We start from the raw sequence: 18,658 nt of genomic DNA on the forward strand, positions 1-18,658 counted from the left end.
AATTTTATCAAGCTATGGTTAACAAGGTCTATCTGAGTCCATTTGGTCCCGATTTACACAAAGCTTTGTCAAGGTCAGGAAGGGGCGTGGTTGCGCAGCCGGATCGCAAAGAATCCATCCATGCCGCCCGCTTCAGACCAATAGTCAGGCCTTGTTCTCAGGCTGCCATCAGGCTGGATGAAGGGGGCAAGGGCGGGTGTTTCTTCCGCTGTGAGCGGCTCGATGCCGAATGTCGGGTTCTGCATGAGGAAATCCGCGATCAACTCGGGCCCTTCTTCGGGCTGGAGGGAGCAAGTGCAGAAAACCATCAAGCCGCCCGGAGCCAGCATGTCGGCAACATGATTGAGCATCTTTGCCTGCAATTTGGCGAAATGGCCTATGTCAGCGGGTGTCCGCTGATGGATGAGCTCAGGGTGGCGGCGCATGGTGCCGGTGGCCGAGCAGGGGGCATCAAGTAGAATGAAAGGCCATTTTGCGTCGAAGCTTTTCTTGAGCAGATCGCCTTTTACCAACTCCGCAGAGAGGCCAACCCGCTTCAAATTCTGTTCGATGCGTTCAAGGCGTTTGGCCGAAATATCCAGCGCAGTGACATCCGCTCCGCCTGCGGCCAACTGCATGGTTTTACCGCCCGGAGCGGCGCAGAGATCAAGAACCTTTTGACCGGAAACCTCGCCCAGCATCTGCACGGGCAGCGTGGCTGCGGCATCCTGTACCCACCAGGCCCCTTCGGCAAAGCCTTCCAGTGTGTCCACCTTGTCGTGGCTGGCAAGACGCAGACTGCCGGACGGCATCTTTTCTGCGCCAAGGCGCTCGGCCCATTCGTCCGCAGAAGCAGGATCTTTGAGGGTTAGATCGAGCGGGATTTGCGCCTTCTGGAATTGCGCCATCATGGCGTTGGTGCTGTCTTGCCCATAGGCCTTGTTGAGGGATTGATACATCCAGTCGGGCAGGGTTGCTATGGCCGGATCGATGGTAGCCAGCTCATCAGCGCCATCGCGGCTGATGCGGCGCAGAACGGCATTGGTCAGGCCCTTGAAGCCGGCATATTTGCGCCATGTGCGATAGTGCGACACGGCACAATCGACCACCGCATGGGGCGGAGTATTCAAAAACAGAAGCTCGGCGGTACCAATGCGCAGGATGTTGCGCAAGGGGCCGGACTTTTTGGGAATGCCGCGCTCCATGAAGCGGCTCAAAATGGTGTCGATTTCTCCAAGATGCTGCAGAACCGTGGTGGCGATGCGCTTGGCAAAGGCGCGGTCGCTGCCGTTGAGTTTGCGCAAGGGGCCTTCTGCCAGTTCATGGGCGTAGGCTTCGTCCAAAAGGGCTTTTTCGCTGAGCACCGCATGGATAAGGCGCAGGGCGCCAGCGCGTGCAGCCATTCCGCTTTTTCCGGAGGATTGGGATTTTTCCATGTTTCTGGCCTTACGGTGCATCTTGGGGCGACGCCTCATGGAAGCGTGCGGCAAAGTGCCTTGGATGTTGCTGTGTCAAACCGAAAAACCGCACTGTCCGGCACGATGCTTGCGAGCGCCTCACAAGCGCCGCTCAAACCCCGGTCAACGGTCCGCATGCGGACGGTTCGCGTGGATGGCTATACATCATATCAGTGCCATGGATGCAAGGAAAAGGTTGGGCTCTGTGTCCCGCCCTTTCCTTGAGGGGCCAAATCTGTTGGCGTTTTTTGATCGTCCCTTGCTGCTTTATGCAAGCGGGGTCATATCCAGTTTGGCAATTACAGGGGCGTGGTCCGATGGTTTTTCCCAGCTGCGCGCGTCGCGATAAACCTCCACACCGCTCACCTTGTCTGCGGCTGCATCCGTTGCCCAGATGTGATCAAGGCGGCGGCCCTTGTCTGCCTTGGACCAATCACGAGAGCGATAGCTCCACCAGCTGTAAAGACGATGCTCCACCGGGATGTGGTTGCGCACCACATCCTGCCATGGACCCGCAGCTTGCACAGCTGCCAAAGCTTCAACCTCGATGGGGGTGTGGCTGACGACCTTGAGCAGCTGCTTGTGGCTCCAGACATCATTTTCATGTGGCGCGATGTTCAAATCCCCCACCAGAATGGACGCATTGTCGGTTTCCTTACCGGTCAGCCAGCTCTTCATTTCTTCAAGGAAATCCAGCTTGTGCTGGAATTTGTCATTGACTGCCGGGTCTGGAATATCGCCACCGGCCGGGACATAGAAGTTATGAATGCGCAACGGTCCCTTGTCTGTGTCGATGGTCACTTCCACATGGCGTGCATCGCCCTTGTCGCAAAAACCGCGCATATCGACCTTGGCGAAGGGAATGCGTGAGAGGATGGCGACCCCGTGATAGCTCTTCTGCCCGTTGATCGCATAATGCTCATAGCCCAGCTTTTTCAGGCTTGCCGTGGGAAACTGATCGTTGATCACCTTGGTTTCCTGCAGGCAGAGAATATCCGGCGCTCGATCGGCATTGAACTGTTCGACATGGTGAAGTCTGGGGCGGATGGAATTAATGTTCCAGGTGGCAAGAGTGATGGTCACGGGCAGCGCCTTGTAAAGGGATTGGACTGAAAAAGAATGCCGATAGGCATAGCGGGAATCGGCTTTGTTTTCCTTTATAGCAGGCCATTTCGACAAAAAAAGCACCGCAATGGGTTGCGGTGCTTAAATCATTCACTTTTGCTGAATCTCTAAAGGTCCGGGCTGTTTGCCAACGGGTCAGTCGTTTGTCGGACTCAGATCATATTTGATTTCGAAAACAGAGGGTTTGATCGGTTTGCCGGTTTCCACATTAAACACGGTAACGGTGGTGTCATTGCCGTTGGCATCTCGAATGGTCCACTGGCGCAGAAGGGACTGTTCCCTGTCGAAGATGAGAGTCAGGATGCCGTCTCCAAACAAGCTTTCCTGTTCCACCACCACCGAGACGATATCATCGGCGATGCTGGCCTGACGCACGCGCGGATCGCGGGCGAGATCCAGATTTTCTGACAAAAGAACGCGCAAGGGGGTTTTGCTCAGCGGATAGATATCCTGTGTCTTGAGCTTACGGTCTTCGATGGACAGGGTTTTGCCGTCGGAGATGATGTCCGTGTAAGAGGGTTTGGAATAATAGAAACGGATTTTGCCCGGACGCTCGATGAAGAAATAGCCTTGCAGCGTGTCGCCATTGGGGGCGGTCTGAATGAACTCGCCATTCATGGTTTTGGTCGCGTTGAAGGCCTTGGAGATGGTGTCCAGCGCTTTGACGGAGGTTTCACTGAGTGCCGCTTGCGCGGTGGGGGTAAAGCCAGACGCCAATATCATGAAAAGACTGGCAACAAGCAGGGCTGCCAAGCGGAACGAATGAGCGGTTTTTGTCATCAGTTTTGTATCTTGCGCGGTGGTTGGGCCATCAGAATAATAGTCGTCCATAAGCTTGCCTTCGTTCTTTTTCATGTTTTGCCGCATCAATGTACGTTTTGCCCTGCATATTTCAATAGCAAGCCAATGCGGCAGAATGACGAAATAAATCTGACGATTGTTTGTTTTCGCCGCCGCAAGGGTTGTTCTTCTCTCTCGCCGCCTTCCTTTGGCGGTATGAGAAAAGGCTACATGGTTGCGCCCTCTTCGGGAACCAGGATCTCGCGTTTACCGGCGTGGTTTGCCGGGCTGATCACGCCTTGTTGTTCCATCTGCTCGATGAGGGTTGCGGCCCGGTTGTAGCCAATGGAGAGGCGGCGCTGGATGTAGCTTGTCGAGGCCTTGCGGTCTCTCAGAACAATATCGACGGCCTTGTCATAAAGGGTTTCGGCATCGCTAGAGCTGCCTCCGGCCGAGGAATTGTCCCCCTGATCAGCATCGCTTTCTTCCGTTACGGCTTCCAGATAGTCCGGCGTACCCTGTAGCTTCAGATGGGCGACGATTTCCTCGACTTCCTCATCGGCAACAAAGGCACCATGAACACGCTGGATGCGACCGCCACCGGCCATATAGAGCATGTCGCCCATGCCGAGCAGCTGTTCTGCCCCCATTTCACCCAAAATGGTGCGGCTGTCGATCTTGGAGGTTACCTGGAAGGACATGCGGGTCGGGAAGTTGGCCTTGATGGTACCGGTGATGACGTCGACAGACGGACGTTGGGTAGCCATGATCAAATGAATGCCGGCGGCACGGGCCATCTGGGCCAGACGCTGGATGGCGCCTTCGATGTCCTTGCCGGCAACCATCATCAGGTCTGCCATCTCGTCGACGATGATGACGATGAATGGCATAGGCTCGAGGTCGAGCGTTTCCTGCTCATAGATCGGTTCGCCCGTGTCCGGATCAAACCCTGTCTGGATGGTGCGGGTCACCTCGTCACCCTTGGCCAGCGAATCGCGTACGCGCTTGTTGAAGCCGTCGATGTTGCGCACACCCATCTTGGACATGTTCTTGTAGCGTTGTTCCATCTCGCGCACGGCCCATTTGAGGGCGACAACGGCCTTGGACGGATCGGTCACAACAGGGGTCAACAGATGCGGGATGCCATCATAGACGGAGAGTTCCAGCATCTTCGGGTCGATCATGATCAGGCGGCATTCTTCCGGGCGATGCCGGTATAGCAGCGAGAGAATGGTGGTGTTGATCGAGACCGACTTACCCGAACCGGTGGTACCAGCCACCAGCACGTGGGGCATGCGGGCCAGATCGACGACTACCGGATCGCCGGAGATATTCTTGCCGAGGCAGATGGGCAATTTGGCCTTGGATTTCTCGAAATCCTTGGAGGCCAGCATTTCGCGCAAATAGACGGTTTCCCGACGGGCGTTCGGCAATTCGATGCCGATGGCATTGCGGCCCGGAACCACGGCCACACGCGCAGAGATAGCGCTCATGGAACGGGCGATATCGTCCGCCAGGCCGATAACACGGGATGATTTGATACCCGGAGCCGGTTCCAGCTCATAAAGCGTGACCACAGGGCCCGGACGTACCTTGATGATTTCGCCGCGAATGCCGAAATCCGAGAGAACGCCTTCCAGAAGGCGGGCATTGTGCTCAAGTTGGTCGGCGGTAAGGCCCGCATTGGGCCCCAGGCTTTCCGGCTCGGAGAGAATGTCTAGAGAGGGGAATTGATATTCATCCTGACGGCTGAACAGATTGCCCTGACCCGCCTTGACCATGCGTTTGCCCTTGCCTTTGCCGCCTCTGGCTGGAGCGCCTGCGGGTTTGGTCTGGGCTCTCTCGTTGGTCTCGGCGCGGTTGCCCGGCTGGCTGGAGGGACGATTCAATTCGGGAGGCGCAATGCCGACAGGGGAAGACTGATAGGGGCCATCGTCGTTCCAGTCGTCTTCTTCGTCATAATCCTCATAGCCTGCTGCGGATTGCGGCGCGAAATCTTCCGGTCCGGAATAGCCCATGTCCGGGGCGGGGCCGGGTTTCTGCTGCTGGTAGCCCGGTTGGGCCGAGCGCTCAAGGCGTGGTTCCATGCGATCGCTCAGAGCGTCCAGACCATCATCGTCATCGGCCAGAAGGCGCGAGAAGAAGGATGGTTTCCTGGCCTTTTCCTGCCGCTCAATCTCACGTTCTCTTGCTTTTCGCGCCTTGTTGGCGCGGCGTGAGAGATACCAGTGGTTCAAAGCACCGATCGGTACCGAGAAGAAGGAGCCGCGTTTTGACGCAGGGCCCTTAGTGCGATCAAGCGTGCCGGCACCATCATGTTCTTCATGATGTGAAGCGTACTCTTCGCTGTCGTCATCGTCCCAGTCGTCTTCTTCATAGTCGGTTTCGTCGTAGGTTTCGGCGTCTTCTTCCTCAAAGGCGGCTGCTGGTTTGCGGCGGAAGGCGAGATCTTTAAGGCCCATGTCCATGGAGGCTAGGAGGATGAGAACGCCCAGAAAGGCGGCACCTGCCCCAACAAGTACAGCACCAAGACCCTGCATGACCTCAGTGTCAAAGCGGCTGACGACCGAAAGAAAGGCATCCCCAACCATGCCGCCAAGGCTGAGCGGCAGAGGCCAGCTGTCGGGTACGGGAATGGTGGAGCAGGCAATGGCAAGCATGCACAGCCCGGCAAACCAGCCCATGAAGCGGTTGCGACTGATGCGAGCCGGACGCATGAGCACGAGCCGCCAGAACCAGACGGTCGGGGTGATGATCAGGAAGGCCGAAGCCAGCCCCAAACCTTGAAAACTGAGATCGGAAATGATGGCGCCCGCCAGCCCGAACGCATTGCGCGGGCTGACTTCCGTGGCGTTGGACAAGCTCGGGTCGGCCACATGCCATGTGACCAGACTGGTGGCCACGACAGCGCAAAGCAATAGCCCCAGCAGCCCAAGGCCTGCATAGGCATTGCGGCGCAAGGCATGTTTCAAAGCTCCATCGCGATCTCGTCTTCCCATTGCTCCGCCTTCATAGGGTGCGGTTCGATAGTCGTCGAATGTGGTCATGATCTGCTCAGTTCCAGTTTCATTTGCCCCATTTCAACTTGTGTGGCTTTCCTGTTTACCCTAAAAAAGACGTTGCCGGTCACCGGTTGGTGGATGCCTGATCAGTTGATCAGGCAGCTGCGCAGTCTCGTAAGGGCTTCTTCTGTTTCTGCAAGGTCTCCCACCAGTGCAAGGCGCAGGAACCCGTCGCCGGGATTGACACCGGAGCGGTCTTCGCGCGCAAGATAGGAGCCCGGAATGACTCTTACCCCCACTTCCTTCCAGAGCTTTTGCGCAACTGTGACGTCATCGCCAAAGGCACTGACGTCAAGCCAGAGGAAAAAGCCTGCAGGGGGCGTTTCATATGGCAGCTCTTTGCCCAAAATACGGCGGGCCGCATCGAATTTTTCGTTATAGAGCCTGCGGTTTTCCTTCACATGCTCTTCATCCCGATAGGCCGCAGCAGCAGCTGCTTGTATCGCCATGGATACCTGAGGGGCAACCAGGTTGCGGTATTTCGTCCACTGGGTCATGAAGGCGCCGTCCCCTGCGGCAAAGCCACAGCGCATGCCGGCAAGGTTGGAGCGCTTGGAGAGCGAGTGGAAGGTCACAACATTGGAGAAATCGCCTTCGCAAGCCTGAAGGATACCGGCAGGGGGCGTCTCACGATAAAGCTCGGAATAGCACTCATCCGCAAAGATAAAGAAGCGATGCTTGCGCGCAAGGGCGATCAGTTTCTTCCATGTGGCGATGTCAGCCACATTGCCTTGCGGGTTGGCTGGCGAGGCATAATAGAAGGCGATGGTGCGCTCGAGTAGGTCTGTTTCCTTGGCCAGTTCATCCAGATCTGGCAGAAAACCGGTTTCTGCGGTGCCATTGAGGAAAATCTGTTCCGCATCAATTGCCGCCGCGGCACCCTTATAGGTGTGATAGAAAGGGTTTGGCAGCAGGACAGCGGCATTGCTCGTGTCTTTGCCAAACTGGGAGCGGGCATAGTCGCGCGCGCCTACGCAGGCATGGAACAGCCCTTCGCGGGTGCCATTGAGCGGCAGGATATTCTTCTCTCCCAGCGGCAGACCACCCAGATCATAGCGCCAGTTCAACCAATCTTCTACCGCCTTGCGGAACTCGTCGGTGCCACGCATCTGCGGATAGGGGCGGAAATACTGCGCGTTTTTCATGATCACATCGGGGATGAAATCAGGAAAGGCATGGCGCGGTTCGCCAATGGTCATATTGATTGGCTGGGCGTCTTTTTCATTGACCGGTACAACACCATCCAGCAGATCTGCGAGTTTCTGGAAAGGGGAACGTTCGTCTTGCATTGGGAATCTGGGCCTTTCGAAAGCCTTGGGTGTTGTGGTAAATCGGCGATCATTTTAGCTGGCTTTTGGTTAAGGCAGTTTTAACTCTTGCAAGCGGAAAGGGACGCAAATTGCACGCCTTGGATGGTTGTTAACCATTTCAGCTTGCCTTGTTTCATGACCGGATCGATCCATCACAGATGTTAAAGGCAGGTTATATTGGGAAGTGACAGTGCCGGGAGCGTCCTGCACCATCCCTCTGGCGGAGCTGCCGGAGGCTTGAGAAAACCATGGTCCAAAGTCGTGGATCAGGCAAGGCTTTCGCCTTTGAGGAAATATACGATGATCATGACTTTGCGGAATGGCGAGGGCCGGATGGTAGGCTCGTTGCCATAGGGATAGACCTCAAAACGCAAAATGCAAAGACCATAAAAGAAAAACAGCCCGATGACGGATGCCAACGGGCTGTTCTGTATTTCTGTCGTCTTATCGGTATAGCGTCAGACCAGTCTTGCCAGATCCTCCAGCAGGCCAGCGGCAACTGACAATTTCGAAACTGTCAGATCATCGCTCTGGGTGATCGTGTTGACAGACTTGACAGTGCGTTTGATGGCAGCGCCTTCCTGCTCAAGCCAGATTTCCATGCCGCTCTTCTCTTTGGTTGCCAACCCCAGAACATAAGCGGTCATCTGATTATGAGCGGATGAAATGGAATCGCGGACACGATCCAGAGCCAGCCCTTCATAATAGTCGGACACATCAAGATCCCCGGCAATCGCATCAATGCGGCCGATATTGAAGTGGCCTGCCACAGCAAAATAAGCCTCTGCAACTTCATTGAGCGAATGCTGGGATTTTTCTGCAATCAGCACCATGTCCGGAATATCCGCGATCAGGAAGAGGCGCGCAATTCTGGCGGCCAGATCAGATGGAATATTCTTCTGCTCAAACTTGCGGGTGTCGCTTTGTACGAGGTCCGTAAGGTAGGTGGGCAGATATTGATCCATATTGCCAGAAAGCGCGCTGATGCCTTTTTTATAAAGAGCTACGGTTTCTGCAATCGGGGTTGATGCGGGAATGTTACGCATGAACCACTGGATGTTACCCAGCAGCAGCTTCTGGATTTCTTCATATAGCTCCAGCTGCACGGCTCCGGAGATCTTGTTGTCGAGCGCGTCGATGCTTGCGTTGAGGGCAGGCAGATCGAAGGAATCGCGTACCGTCACATAGGCTTTGGCAATGTCTTTGGCAGACGCGCCCGTCTTGTCGGCAATGCGCGGGATGAGCGTTGCTCCGCCCCGGTTGATCATCGAGTTGGAAATAACCGTCGAGATGATTTCGCGGCGCAAGCGATGGCCTTTGATTTCCTCGGCATAGGCCTCACGCATTTTCTCTGGGAAATAATGCATCAGCTCATGTTCGAGATAGCTCTCGTCGGGGAAGTCGCTATGCAACAGCTCTTCATAGAGCGAGTTTTTGGCATAGGCCAGCAACAGCCCCACTTCGGCGCGGCTGAGAGGCTGGCCCTTCTTACGGGCTTCCTTAAGGGCTTCATTGTCGGGCAGGAACTCAACCACACGATTCAGCTCACCGGCTTCTTCGAGCCGTTCCATCAAACGGCGTTGATAGCCGAAGTCTTCCATGCCGCGCAGCTCTGTGAGCGAGATGGAAAGGGTCTGGAGATAGTTGTTGCGCAGGATCAGCTCGGAGACATTTTCTGTCATTTGGACAAGCAGCTTGTTGCGGCCATCCAGATCGATCTTGTTCTCGCGGATAGCAGCACCGAAGGCGATCTTGATGTTGACCTCCATATCGGAGCTGTTGACGCCAGCGGAGTTGTCGATGGCGTCGGAGTTGCAGCGCCCGCCCAGATGGTCGAACTCGATTCGGGCCCGCTGGGTGACACCGAGGTTGGCGCCTTCGCCGATCACCTTGACGCGTAGCTCTTTGGGCGTGACGCGAATGGCATCATTGGCGCGATCATCCGCATCTGCGTCGGTTTCCGAGCTGGCGCGAATGTAGGTGCCGATGCCGCCGAACCACAACAGATCGGCAGGCGCCATCAGAATGGCTTTCATCAGCTCTTGCGGCGTGACCTTGGTTTTGGCGATGCCCAAGACGGCTTTGACTTCCTTGGATAGGGAAATGGATTTTTCGGTGCGCGAGAAGATGCCACCACCCTTTGAAATCAGGCTCTCGTCATAGTCGCGCCAGGAGGAGCGGCCCAGATCGAAGACACGCTTGCGTTCCTTCCAGCTTTTGGCCGGATCGGGATCCGGATCAATGAAGATGTCCCTGTGGTCGAAGGCCGCGATGAGCCGTGTTTCCTTGGAGAGCAACATGCCGTTGCCGAAGACGTCGCCGGACATGTCGCCCACGCCAACAGCGGTGAAGGGGTCGCTCTGGATATCGCGATCCATTTCGCGGAAGTGCCGCTTGACCGCTTCCCATGCGCCGCGGGCCGTGATGCCCATTTTTTTGTGGTCATAACCAGCCGAGCCGCCGGAAGCAAAGGCATCGCCGAGCCAGAAGCCATAGGATTCGGAAATACCGTTGGCGATATCGGAGAAGGTGGCGGTGCCCTTATCTGCAGCGACAACGAGATAAGGATCGTCTTCGTCGTGACGGGTGACATTCTCTGGCGGCAGAATGGTCTGCCCTTCCAGATTGTCAGTCACATCCAGCAGGGCCGAGATGAAGAGCTTATAGGTCGCAATGCCTTCTGCCATGAAGGCTTCTCGTCCACCTTCGGTTGGCAGATGCTTGGGCACGAAGCCACCCTTGGAGCCAACCGGCACGATCACCGCATTCTTGACCTGCTGGGCTTTTACGAGACCAAGCACTTCGGTGCGGAAATCCTGCGGACGGTCAGACCATCTGAGGCCACCACGAGCAACTTTGCCGAAGCGCAGGTGCAGGCCTTCCACCCTCGGACTGTATACGAAGATTTCGCGGAAGGGTTTTGGCTCTGGCATGTCTTCCATGGCACGCGGGTTGAGTTTGAGAGACAGGGTTGGCTTATAGGCCCCGTCTGGGGTGCGCTGGTAGAAGTTTGTGCGCAGGGTGGCCTGAATGACGCCGTGGAACTTGCGCAGGATGCGGTCGTCATCAAGATTGGAAACCTGCTCAAGGGCTGTCAGAATGCCGTTCGACAGGCGATTGCACTCTTCCTCGCGCTTGGCTTGATCCGGATCGAATTTGGCATGGAACAGGTGGACCAGAAGGGCGGCCAGATCCGGATAGGTGTTGAGGGTTTCCCACATATAGTCTTGATCATAGGGGATGCGGACCTGACGCAAATAGCGCGAAATGGTGCGTAGCACGGTGATGTCGCGCCAAGGCAGATCGGCGGCCATGGAAAGCTTGTTGTAGCCATCATTCTCGGCCAGCCCATTCCAGACAGCCAGGAAGCAGGCTTCCAGATCGTCCTGCACATCCTTAAAGGGAATCGGCTTGCCGCTGGCCCGCTCCAGATCCATGTCATGGAGCCAGAATTTGTGGTTTGTATTGAGCGGCGCGATTTCATAGGAGCGTTCATCGATCACCCGGAAGCCCATATTCTCCAGAATCGGCACGCGCTCGGAGAGCGGGATTGGCATACCCTGATGGAAAATCTTCAGGGTGATGCGATGGTCCTGATCTTTCTCCTTGCGATAGAACTGGATTGCGGTGTCGTGGATGCCATCCATACCTTCCATGATGGTGATGTCATCCATGCCCGTTTCCGGAGAGAAGGTGTCGCGGTAAGCATCGGAAAAGGCAACGCAATAGCGATCAATCAGACGACTGGCTGTCTTGATGGAATTCTTGGCCTTGACGACCTTGCAAAGACTGTCGACCCAGGTGCGCACGATGCTGTTGATGGCATCTTCAAGAATGGTGCGCGACGGTGCCGGGGTCTTGCCGCCTGAACGGCCGATGATGAAATGCACACGGGCAAGAGGCCCGTCCGGGAATTCGGGATAAACGGCTGAGAGGCGGCCTTCATAGACATCTTTGAGCAGATGTCCGATCTCTATACGTGCTGACGTGTTATAGCGGTCACGGGGGACGAACACGAGGCAGGAGACGAAGCGGTTGAATTTATCAACGCGGGAGAGCACGCGCACACGCGGACGCTGATGCAGCCGCAGGATTTCCTGCGAATGATAGAGCAGGGTTTCGCTATCGGTCTGGAACAGCTCGTCGCGTGGATAATTTTCCAGCACGTTGAGCATGGCCTTGCCTGAATGGCCGGACGGATCGACCGCCGCCATGTCGATGATACTTTCCACCTTCCGTCTCAGGAATGGGATATTGAGGACCGAACGGTTATAGGCGGTGTTGGTGAACAGGCCGACAATGCGCAATTCGCCCGTCAGCTTGCCGTCGTCATCGTAGCGCTTGATGCCGATATAATCCATGTAGGTACGGCGGTGCACCTTGGTCTTCACATTGGCCTTGGTGATGAACAGGGGTTCCGGGCGCAGGAGGAAATCGCGGATTTCCGGCGTCATCGTCACCAGTTCATTGCCCCGGCGCAGTACCCGCACTTCGGGATTGCGCAAAAGGCCGAGGCCGTCGCGCTTGGTGCGAACCAGATCGCCCTCTTCGGTGGTGCCATCGAAGGTATATTCGCGCATGCCCAGAAGGGTGAAATTGTTGTCGACCAGCCAGCGCAAAAATTCAACCGTTTCGGTGACATCCCCTTCTGGCAACGGCGGTGGTGTGATCTTGAGGATGGCGATGGTTTCTTCCAGCCGCAGCAGCATTGGCTTCCAGTCGTCAACGACTGAATCGACATCATCGAGGATACTGTCGAGAGTCTTTTGCAGGTCTTTTCTCTTCTGGCTGTCGGAAATGCGGGAGATATGGACGTGAATGAGGCTTTCGCGCTTGAGATTCGGGTTGGTCTGCACATCCTTGCGCTCTTTGAAGGCCACAACTTCACCAGCGCCGTTGCGCTCCACATTCATGATCGGGTGCAGCACCAGATGAATGCCTAGGCCTGCCTGCTGTAATTCGCCCATGATGGAATCGACGAGAAACGGCTTGTTGATGTTGTGCAGCTCGATGATGGTGATCTGGTTGGAGACAGCTTCCTTGTTGGCCTTGAAGGAAGGCTCGAAAATGTCGATCCGGTGCTTGCCATCAAAGGGGGTATGGAACTTCTCGAAGGAATGATGGGCAAGGAACGCGATTTCTTCAGCGCTGTAGCGCGAGAGATCTTCCATATCTCCCTGAATGAAGAAACGTTCCAGAAACTCCGCTTCCAGTGCACTGTTCTTTGCTGCCAGTGCCTTGGCTTCTGCCATGAGTTTTTTGTGCTCGCGTTTTAAATCCGTTGCCATTTTTTCCTCCGGCGACCTTGTGTGTCCAAGATCTGCCTGACTTTATTGACTGCAATTTGACATTCTGTCGCCGAATCCGCCTTGTGCGACAAAATCTTGATGTAAGAAGATACGCTGATTTGCTTAAAGCACCGTCAAACAATGCTTTTCAACTTTGGTATGGGGTGTGGCTTGTACAATCTGAGATATCGGGGCAGAAGGTGGCCTTTTAAAGAGGGGCCTGATCCTGGTTGTGAATGGTGCGCGCAAGGGCGATGAAGGCTGACGCTGTAGGCGAAGGCGTGCCCCGCAGAATCGCGGTGGCGATGGTCGCTTTCATCGGCAGGTCTTTGAGGTGCTTGTAGCTGACATTTTCAAGGGCCAACTGGCGCATGCATTCGGGCACCAGCGAGATGCCCTGTTCGGCTGAGACCATGCTCATGATAGAAGTGATCTGCGGCGCCGGCTGGCCAAGGCGTGGCTCAAATCCGGCGCGGCGGCAGGCGGAAATGGCGGAATCGTGTAAGCTCAGGCCGATATGGCGAGGGGTCAAGACCAGCGGCTCATCCCGTAACAGAAACAGGTCGATCTCATCGCTGTCGGGCTCCGGATCGCGTGAGGTCGGGATCGCCGCAATGAGCCTTTCCGACGAAAGCGGATGGGTAAGAATATTCTTCGGGTCGTCGTGATTGGGGCGCAGAATGGCAATATCCAGCGTGCCATTGAGCAGATCATCGCGCAATTCCACCGAGTTGCCCTCTTCCAACTTGAAGCTGACATCGGGATGATCGCGCCGAAAGGTGCGGATGAGGCGGGAGACTGTCGGGTTGAGCAGCGAGGCTCCGGTGAAGCCCAGATTGAGGGTGCCGGTTTCGCCGCGGGCGGCCCGTCTTGCTGCTTCGCTCGCCTCTTTGGCGATGTTCGGCAGAGCGATGACGCGCTCCAGGAAGGCCTGTCCGGCGGTGGTCAATTCGGCGCCATGGGGTACGCGGTGGAACAGCTGCACGCCGATTTCCGTTTCCAGATCCCGGATTTGCTGACTCAGGGGCGGTTGGGCGATGCCCACTTTCTCGGCCGCGCGGGTGAAGTTTCCCTCTTCGGCAACGGCGAGAAAATAGCGGATATGGCGCAGTTCCATGCTATATCTTTTTTGTATGACATTCGATTGTTCCATATATTAGATAACTGATCGCGTCTGCGCTATACTCTTTTTTCCTACCTTGATAAGAGAGTCTCAGGAAGAGTCCATGTCTACGACCTACTCCGATCCCGGCGACATACGTTCGGGATTTGAAGAGAATGCCGTTTCTCACGTCCAGTCCGGCACCAGCACCTTTCGCCGGATTTCCGTTGCCTTTTTTCTTGCCGGTTTTGCGACCTTTGCGCTGCTTTATTGTGTGCAGCCGCTGCTGCCGCTATTTGCCGAGCATTTCAACGTGCTTCCCGCGACCAGCTCGCTGCCCCTGTCGCTGACTTTAGGTTGCCTTGCGGTGTCCATCATGATCATGGGGGCGCTCTCCCAGCAACTGGGGCGCAAGGGGTTGATGCTTACCTCGATGGTCTCGGCTGCCGCCCTCAACCTGCTGGCGTCCGTCGCGCCTGACTGGACCACCCTTCTGATTGCCCGCGCGCTTGAAGGCATCGCGCTTGGCGGGCTGCCTGCCGTTGCGATGGCCTATCTGGCCGAAGAGATCGACCCGAAACATCTGCCCAAAGCCATGGGCATCTATATCGCGGGTACATCGGTCGGTGCCATGTTGGGGCGTGTGGGCATGGGCTCGCTCAGTGAGTTCATTTCGTGGCAGCAGGCCATGGAAGTGCTCGGTGTTCTGTGCCTGATGGCCGCTGGTGGCTTTGCCTTGTTGCTGCCGCCATCTAAGAATTTTACCAAAACCAGCCATGCCGGGCTTGGCTTTCATGTGCAGACCTGGTTGGGGCATCTGAAAAATCCGGCTTTGCAGAAGGTCTACATGCTGGGCTTCTGTCTTACCGGTGTCTTTTCGACGGTCTATAACTATCTTTCCTTCCGCCTGTTCGAGCCGCCCTACAATATGAGCCCCTTTACGGTGAGCCTGATGTTCCTGCTGTTCCTGTTCGGAACGGTGGCGTCTTCCTATACGGGTGCTCTGACCATGCGGTTCGGCGCCAAGCGGTTGCTGCTTTTCTCTTTCGCGCTGACCTTTGTCGGCGTGCTGATCACGCTGCCGGGCTCGCTCTTTTTCATTTGCGTGGGCATTGCCTTTATCACCGTTGGCTTCTTTATCGGTCATTCGGTGGCGAGTGGTCTGGTCGGGCTGTCAGCCAAGGGCAACAAGGGGCATGCCTCCTCGCTCTATCTGCTGTTCTACTATATGGGGGCGAGCCTTGTGGGCTATATCGGCGGATGGTTCTGGCATTGGGGTCATTGGCCGGGGCTTGCCGCGCTCACCTGTCTTTTGGCCTTGGCGGCGCTGGCTGTTTCCTCTCGGCTGAAAAAAGGCTGAGGCGTTTGACTGTTGATGACATGAAAAAAGCCGGATGGTTTCCCATCCGGCTTTTTGTTTGATCTGTCTTGGCAGGGGCTGGCTTATGCCAGTGCCTTGATCTCTTCCAGCACTGCAGCGCCCATTTGCGAAGTCGTGACGACGGTGTCGCCTTCCTTGGCGATGTCGCCGGTGCGCAGGCCTTTTTCCAGCACGGTGGCAATAGCCTTGTCGATCATGTCGGCTTCCTTGCCCATTTCAAAGCTGTAGCGCAGGGCCATGGAGAAGGAGGCGATCATGGCGATCGGGTTGGCGATACCTTTGCCTGCGATGTCCGGAGCGGAACCGTGTACCGGCTCATACATGGCTTTGCGCTTGCCGGTCTTCTCATCCGGAGCACCAAGGGATGCCGATGGCAACATGCCCAGAGAGCCGGTCAGCATGGCTGCGACGTCAGACAGGATGTCACCGAACAGGTTGTCGCAAAGGATGACGTCAAACTGCTTGGGACGGCGCACCAGCTGCATGGCGCAGTTGTCGGCCAGAACATGCTCAAGCGGGGTATCGGGATATTCCTTGGCGCCCAGCTTGGTGACAACTTCCTTCCAGAGCAGGCCGGATTTCATCACATTGTGCTTTTCCGCAGAAGCCACGCGGTTGGAGCGGGTCTTGGCAAGGTCGAAGGCAACGCGGGTGATGCGTTCGATTTCGCTCGTCGTGTAGAGCTGGGTGTCGATGGCGCGTTTCTGGCCATCTTCCAGCGTCACGATTTCCTTTGGCTCGCCGAAATAGACGCCGCCGGTCAGTTCGCGCACGATGAGGATGTCGAGACCCTCAACCAGTTCCTTCTTGAGGGATGAGCTGTCAGCCAGAGCCGGATATACCAGCGCCGGACGCAGGTTTGCAAACAGGCCCAGATCCTTGCGCAGACGCAGAAGCGCGGCTTCGGGGCGGGCTTCATAAGGTACGCTGGCCCATTTTGGACCACCCACTGCGCCGAAGATGACAGCATCTGCTGCCATTGCCTTGGCCATGTCTTCTTCCGAAATGGCAACGCCATAGGCATCATAAGCGGAGCCGCCGACCAGTCCATCGTCGGTTTCGAAGCTCACATCGAGATTGGCGTTCATCCAGTCGATGATCGCCTTTACTTCTTTCATGATTTCAGGGCCGATGCCGTCGCCGGGCAGAAGGAAAAGTTTGTGGGACATGGTCTACTTCCGAGTTTGGATTTTCTTCGAATTTGCGTATTGCGCGCAAGGATCGAAAAGATTGGATGCGTTATGTATTCGATTAATACCGAATGGCGCCGAATGCAAGGTCAAAGCCGATGAGAGGCCGGTGTCGACTGCGATCTGATACAAAAAAGCCAGACCCGAGGGGCCTGGCTTGTTGATTAGCCTATGTCTGATCTATCGTTTAAAAATCACTTGTCGCTGCAAGATCTGAGCGAATGGGAATAGGCGTACATATTCTACAAGGTAAAATGCTCTAGACCCAAGGGCGCTCTTTGGTCATTTCAGTTTCGAATTTGTCGACATTGGCGATTTTTTCCATCGTCAGGCCAATGTCATCGAGGCCTTCAAGCAGGCATTTGCGCTTAAACGGATCAAGGTCGAAGCTGATCTCGCCGCCATCGGGGCCTTTGATAACCTGATTTTCAAGGTCGATGGTCAGGGTGGCGTTGGCACCGCGTGACGCGTCATCCATCAGTTTGGCATGATCTTCTTCACTCACAACGATCGGCAGGATACCGTTCTTGAAGCTGTTATTGTAGAAGATGTCGGCAAAGCTGGTGGAAATGATGCATTTGATGCCGAAATCCTTCAGGGCCCAAGGCGCATGCTCACGGGAAGAGCCGCAGCCGAAATTGTCACCCGCCACGATGATCTCCGCGTTGCGGTATGCATCCTGATTGAGAATGAAGTCCGTGTTTTCCGAGCCATCTTCGTTGTAGCGCATTTCATAGAAGAGATCGACGCCAAGGCCGGAGCGCTTGATGGTTTTCAGGAACTGTTTCGGAATGATCATATCCGTGTCGATATTGATCAAGGGCATGGGTGCCGCAACAGCGGTCAAGGTCGTGAATTTTTCCATTCTCTGGCGGTCCTTCTGATAGGCGATCAGCCGCTCAACCCAACTGACCTAACGATACAAGCTGCGCATAGACTGGCTCGGTCTTGTATATCGAAATTCTCTTGTCTCATTGAGACATTCCGCATTCAAAGCCATGTTTACGGGGATGAATAGTGCTTTTCAATGAGATTTTTAAAATCTTGTACCGTTCTGTGAAAGATTGGGATTGGATATCGGCCATTCTTATTCGGCAGATCTGGGTGAAAAATCCGGCTTTGACGCTTGCTGGCTTATATCATGCATCAAAGAGTTTTGGCTATCCGGCACTCGCTGGAAGTTCAAGGCCAAATTCAATCGGATCCAGAGCGGTGATGTTTTGGAAAATCTGGATTGCCAGCTTTTTGGGAACGCGATTGCGCTTGAGGGTGCGTGCCAGATTTTGCGCCAATATGTTGGCTCTGGCGGGGGTGATGCGATCTTCCTTTTCTATGAAGACCTGTTTGTAGTAGCGCACATAGTCGCGACGTTGGCGAATGGCTTGGAAGAAGTCGGCTTTATCTGGCGCGTGGCCATTGAAAATATCCAGCACGAACGGCTTCAGAACGCCAAGAGCATGCATATGGACGGCGATTCCGTGGCCCACATCGGGAAAACGATAGAATTCACAGCTTGGACAAGCCCGCTCGAAACGCTTGATATGTTTGAGATCCAGAGAATGCAACGAGTCGGCAACCAGATAGACATGGGGAACACCGACTATTCCCTCTGCCGCATCATGGTAGGAGGAGGACCAGTTTACTCTCTTCGCAATTTCGAAACGTGTTTCCCATGGAGCCAGCTCTCTACTCAATGACGAGATCGGATTAAGCAGAATCGCCGCATCGCAATTGAGGCGCGATGCAAAAGCCCCAGCTGCATATCCGCCCATAGAGCCGCCATAGCTTATCCGAGACGAGAATTTGCTGAAATCGATTATCTGTTCAAGCTCTTCAAGAAAATCGAGAAAATTGGATGGTCTGTACCATGCTGTTGATCGGGTTTCCAAAAATGAAACGACATTGATCGATTGGGAGCGAATGAAGTCATAGCCCCATCCCTTGCGATTTTCTACAGGACCTGCTGAGGCCATGTTATCGTGAG

12 protein-coding genes are annotated in these 18,658 nt (G+C 55.4%); 1 reads left to right on the forward strand and 11 read right to left on the reverse strand.

From position 1 onward, the window contains the following. Positions 1–74 precede the first annotated feature (74 nt). From ACKPCT_RS18720 to ACKPCT_RS18755, 8 genes are all read right to left on the reverse strand, one after another. Positions 75–1,382, reverse strand: coding sequence for an RsmB/NOP family class I SAM-dependent RNA methyltransferase (locus ACKPCT_RS18720; RefSeq protein ID WP_319567624.1), 1,308 nt, complete (start codon positions 1,380–1,382; stop codon positions 75–77). Positions 1,383–1,703: 321 nt separating this feature from the next. Beyond that, the gene (gene xth, locus ACKPCT_RS18725) at positions 1,704–2,519 is read right to left on the reverse strand and encodes an exodeoxyribonuclease III (protein WP_319567625.1); all 816 of its coding nucleotides are present in this window, start codon (positions 2,517–2,519) and stop codon (positions 1,704–1,706) included. A gap of 177 nt (positions 2,520–2,696) precedes the next feature. After that, on the reverse strand, positions 2,697–3,416 hold the full coding sequence (locus ACKPCT_RS18730) for a LolA family protein (protein ID WP_175528147.1): 720 nt from the start codon (positions 3,414–3,416) through the stop codon (positions 2,697–2,699). Positions 3,417–3,568: 152 nt separating this feature from the next. Then, a complete protein-coding gene (locus tag ACKPCT_RS18735; protein ID WP_319567626.1) occupies positions 3,569–6,388 on the reverse strand; it encodes a DNA translocase FtsK in 2,820 nt (939 codons plus the stop codon). Between the two features lie 101 nt (positions 6,389–6,489). Continuing rightward, positions 6,490–7,692, reverse strand: coding sequence for an aminotransferase class I/II-fold pyridoxal phosphate-dependent enzyme (locus tag ACKPCT_RS18740; RefSeq protein ID WP_319567627.1), 1,203 nt, complete (start codon positions 7,690–7,692; stop codon positions 6,490–6,492). Positions 7,693–7,979: 287 nt separating this feature from the next. Continuing rightward, entirely contained in the window at positions 7,980–8,132 is a 153-nt protein-coding gene (locus ACKPCT_RS18745) for a hypothetical protein (RefSeq protein WP_319567628.1), read from the reverse strand. Between the two features lie 39 nt (positions 8,133–8,171). Continuing rightward, positions 8,172–13,001, reverse strand: coding sequence for an NAD-glutamate dehydrogenase (locus ACKPCT_RS18750; RefSeq protein ID WP_319567629.1), 4,830 nt, complete (start codon positions 12,999–13,001; stop codon positions 8,172–8,174). A gap of 208 nt (positions 13,002–13,209) precedes the next feature. Beyond that, the gene (locus ACKPCT_RS18755; RefSeq protein ID WP_090074613.1) at positions 13,210–14,118 is read right to left on the reverse strand and encodes a LysR family transcriptional regulator; all 909 of its coding nucleotides are present in this window, start codon (positions 14,116–14,118) and stop codon (positions 13,210–13,212) included. Positions 14,119–14,227: 109 nt separating this feature from the next. Here ACKPCT_RS18755 and ACKPCT_RS18760 point away from each other — a divergent pair, with 109 nt between their 5' ends. Beyond that, the gene (locus tag ACKPCT_RS18760) at positions 14,228–15,463 is read left to right on the forward strand and encodes an MFS transporter (RefSeq protein WP_319567630.1); all 1,236 of its coding nucleotides are present in this window, start codon (positions 14,228–14,230) and stop codon (positions 15,461–15,463) included. A gap of 83 nt (positions 15,464–15,546) precedes the next feature. On the opposite strand, the gene leuB is transcribed toward ACKPCT_RS18760, so the two are convergent. From leuB to ACKPCT_RS18775, 3 genes are all read right to left on the reverse strand, one after another. Further along, positions 15,547–16,653: a 3-isopropylmalate dehydrogenase gene (gene leuB, locus ACKPCT_RS18765; RefSeq protein ID WP_090074615.1), complete on the reverse strand. Its 1,107-nt coding sequence runs from the start codon at positions 16,651–16,653 to the stop codon at positions 15,547–15,549. 280 nt (positions 16,654–16,933) lie between these two features. Next, positions 16,934–17,539 carry a 3-isopropylmalate dehydratase small subunit gene (gene leuD / locus ACKPCT_RS18770; protein WP_090074616.1) on the reverse strand — a complete coding sequence of 202 codons (606 nt, stop codon included), beginning with the start codon at positions 17,537–17,539 and terminating at the stop codon, positions 16,934–16,936. 295 nt (positions 17,540–17,834) lie between these two features. Then, a complete protein-coding gene (locus ACKPCT_RS18775) occupies positions 17,835–18,647 on the reverse strand; it encodes an alpha/beta fold hydrolase (RefSeq protein WP_090074617.1) in 813 nt (270 codons plus the stop codon). Between the last annotated feature and the right edge of the window lie 11 nt (positions 18,648–18,658).

This window comes from Cohaesibacter marisflavi (genome assembly GCF_963665895.2).
Taxonomy (GTDB): domain Bacteria; phylum Pseudomonadota; class Alphaproteobacteria; order Rhizobiales; family Cohaesibacteraceae; genus Cohaesibacter; species Cohaesibacter marisflavi.

Coding starts and splice junctions, on each gene's coding strand:
- ACKPCT_RS18720 (WP_319567624.1), bottom strand. CDS start 1,382: ATGGCTGCACGCGCTGGCGCCCTGCGCCTTATCCATGCGGTGCTCAGC.
- ACKPCT_RS18730 (WP_175528147.1), bottom strand. CDS start 3,416: ATGAAAAAGAACGAAGGCAAGCTTATGGACGACTATTATTCTGATGGC.
- ACKPCT_RS18735 (WP_319567626.1), bottom strand. CDS start 6,388: ATGACCACATTCGACGACTATCGAACCGCACCCTATGAAGGCGGAGCA.
- ACKPCT_RS18740 (WP_319567627.1), bottom strand. CDS start 7,692: ATGCAAGACGAACGTTCCCCTTTCCAGAAACTCGCAGATCTGCTGGAT.
- ACKPCT_RS18750 (WP_319567629.1), bottom strand. CDS start 13,001: ATGGCAACGGATTTAAAACGCGAGCACAAAAAACTCATGGCAGAAGCC.
- ACKPCT_RS18755 (WP_090074613.1), bottom strand. CDS start 14,118: ATGGAACTGCGCCATATCCGCTATTTTCTCGCCGTTGCCGAAGAGGGA.
- ACKPCT_RS18760 (WP_319567630.1), top strand. CDS start 14,228: ATGTCTACGACCTACTCCGATCCCGGCGACATACGTTCGGGATTTGAA.
- leuB (WP_090074615.1), bottom strand. CDS start 16,653: ATGTCCCACAAACTTTTCCTTCTGCCCGGCGACGGCATCGGCCCTGAA.
- leuD (WP_090074616.1), bottom strand. CDS start 17,539: ATGGAAAAATTCACGACCTTGACCGCTGTTGCGGCACCCATGCCCTTG.
- ACKPCT_RS18775 (WP_090074617.1), bottom strand. CDS start 18,647: ATGGCCTCAGCAGGTCCTGTAGAAAATCGCAAGGGATGGGGCTATGAC.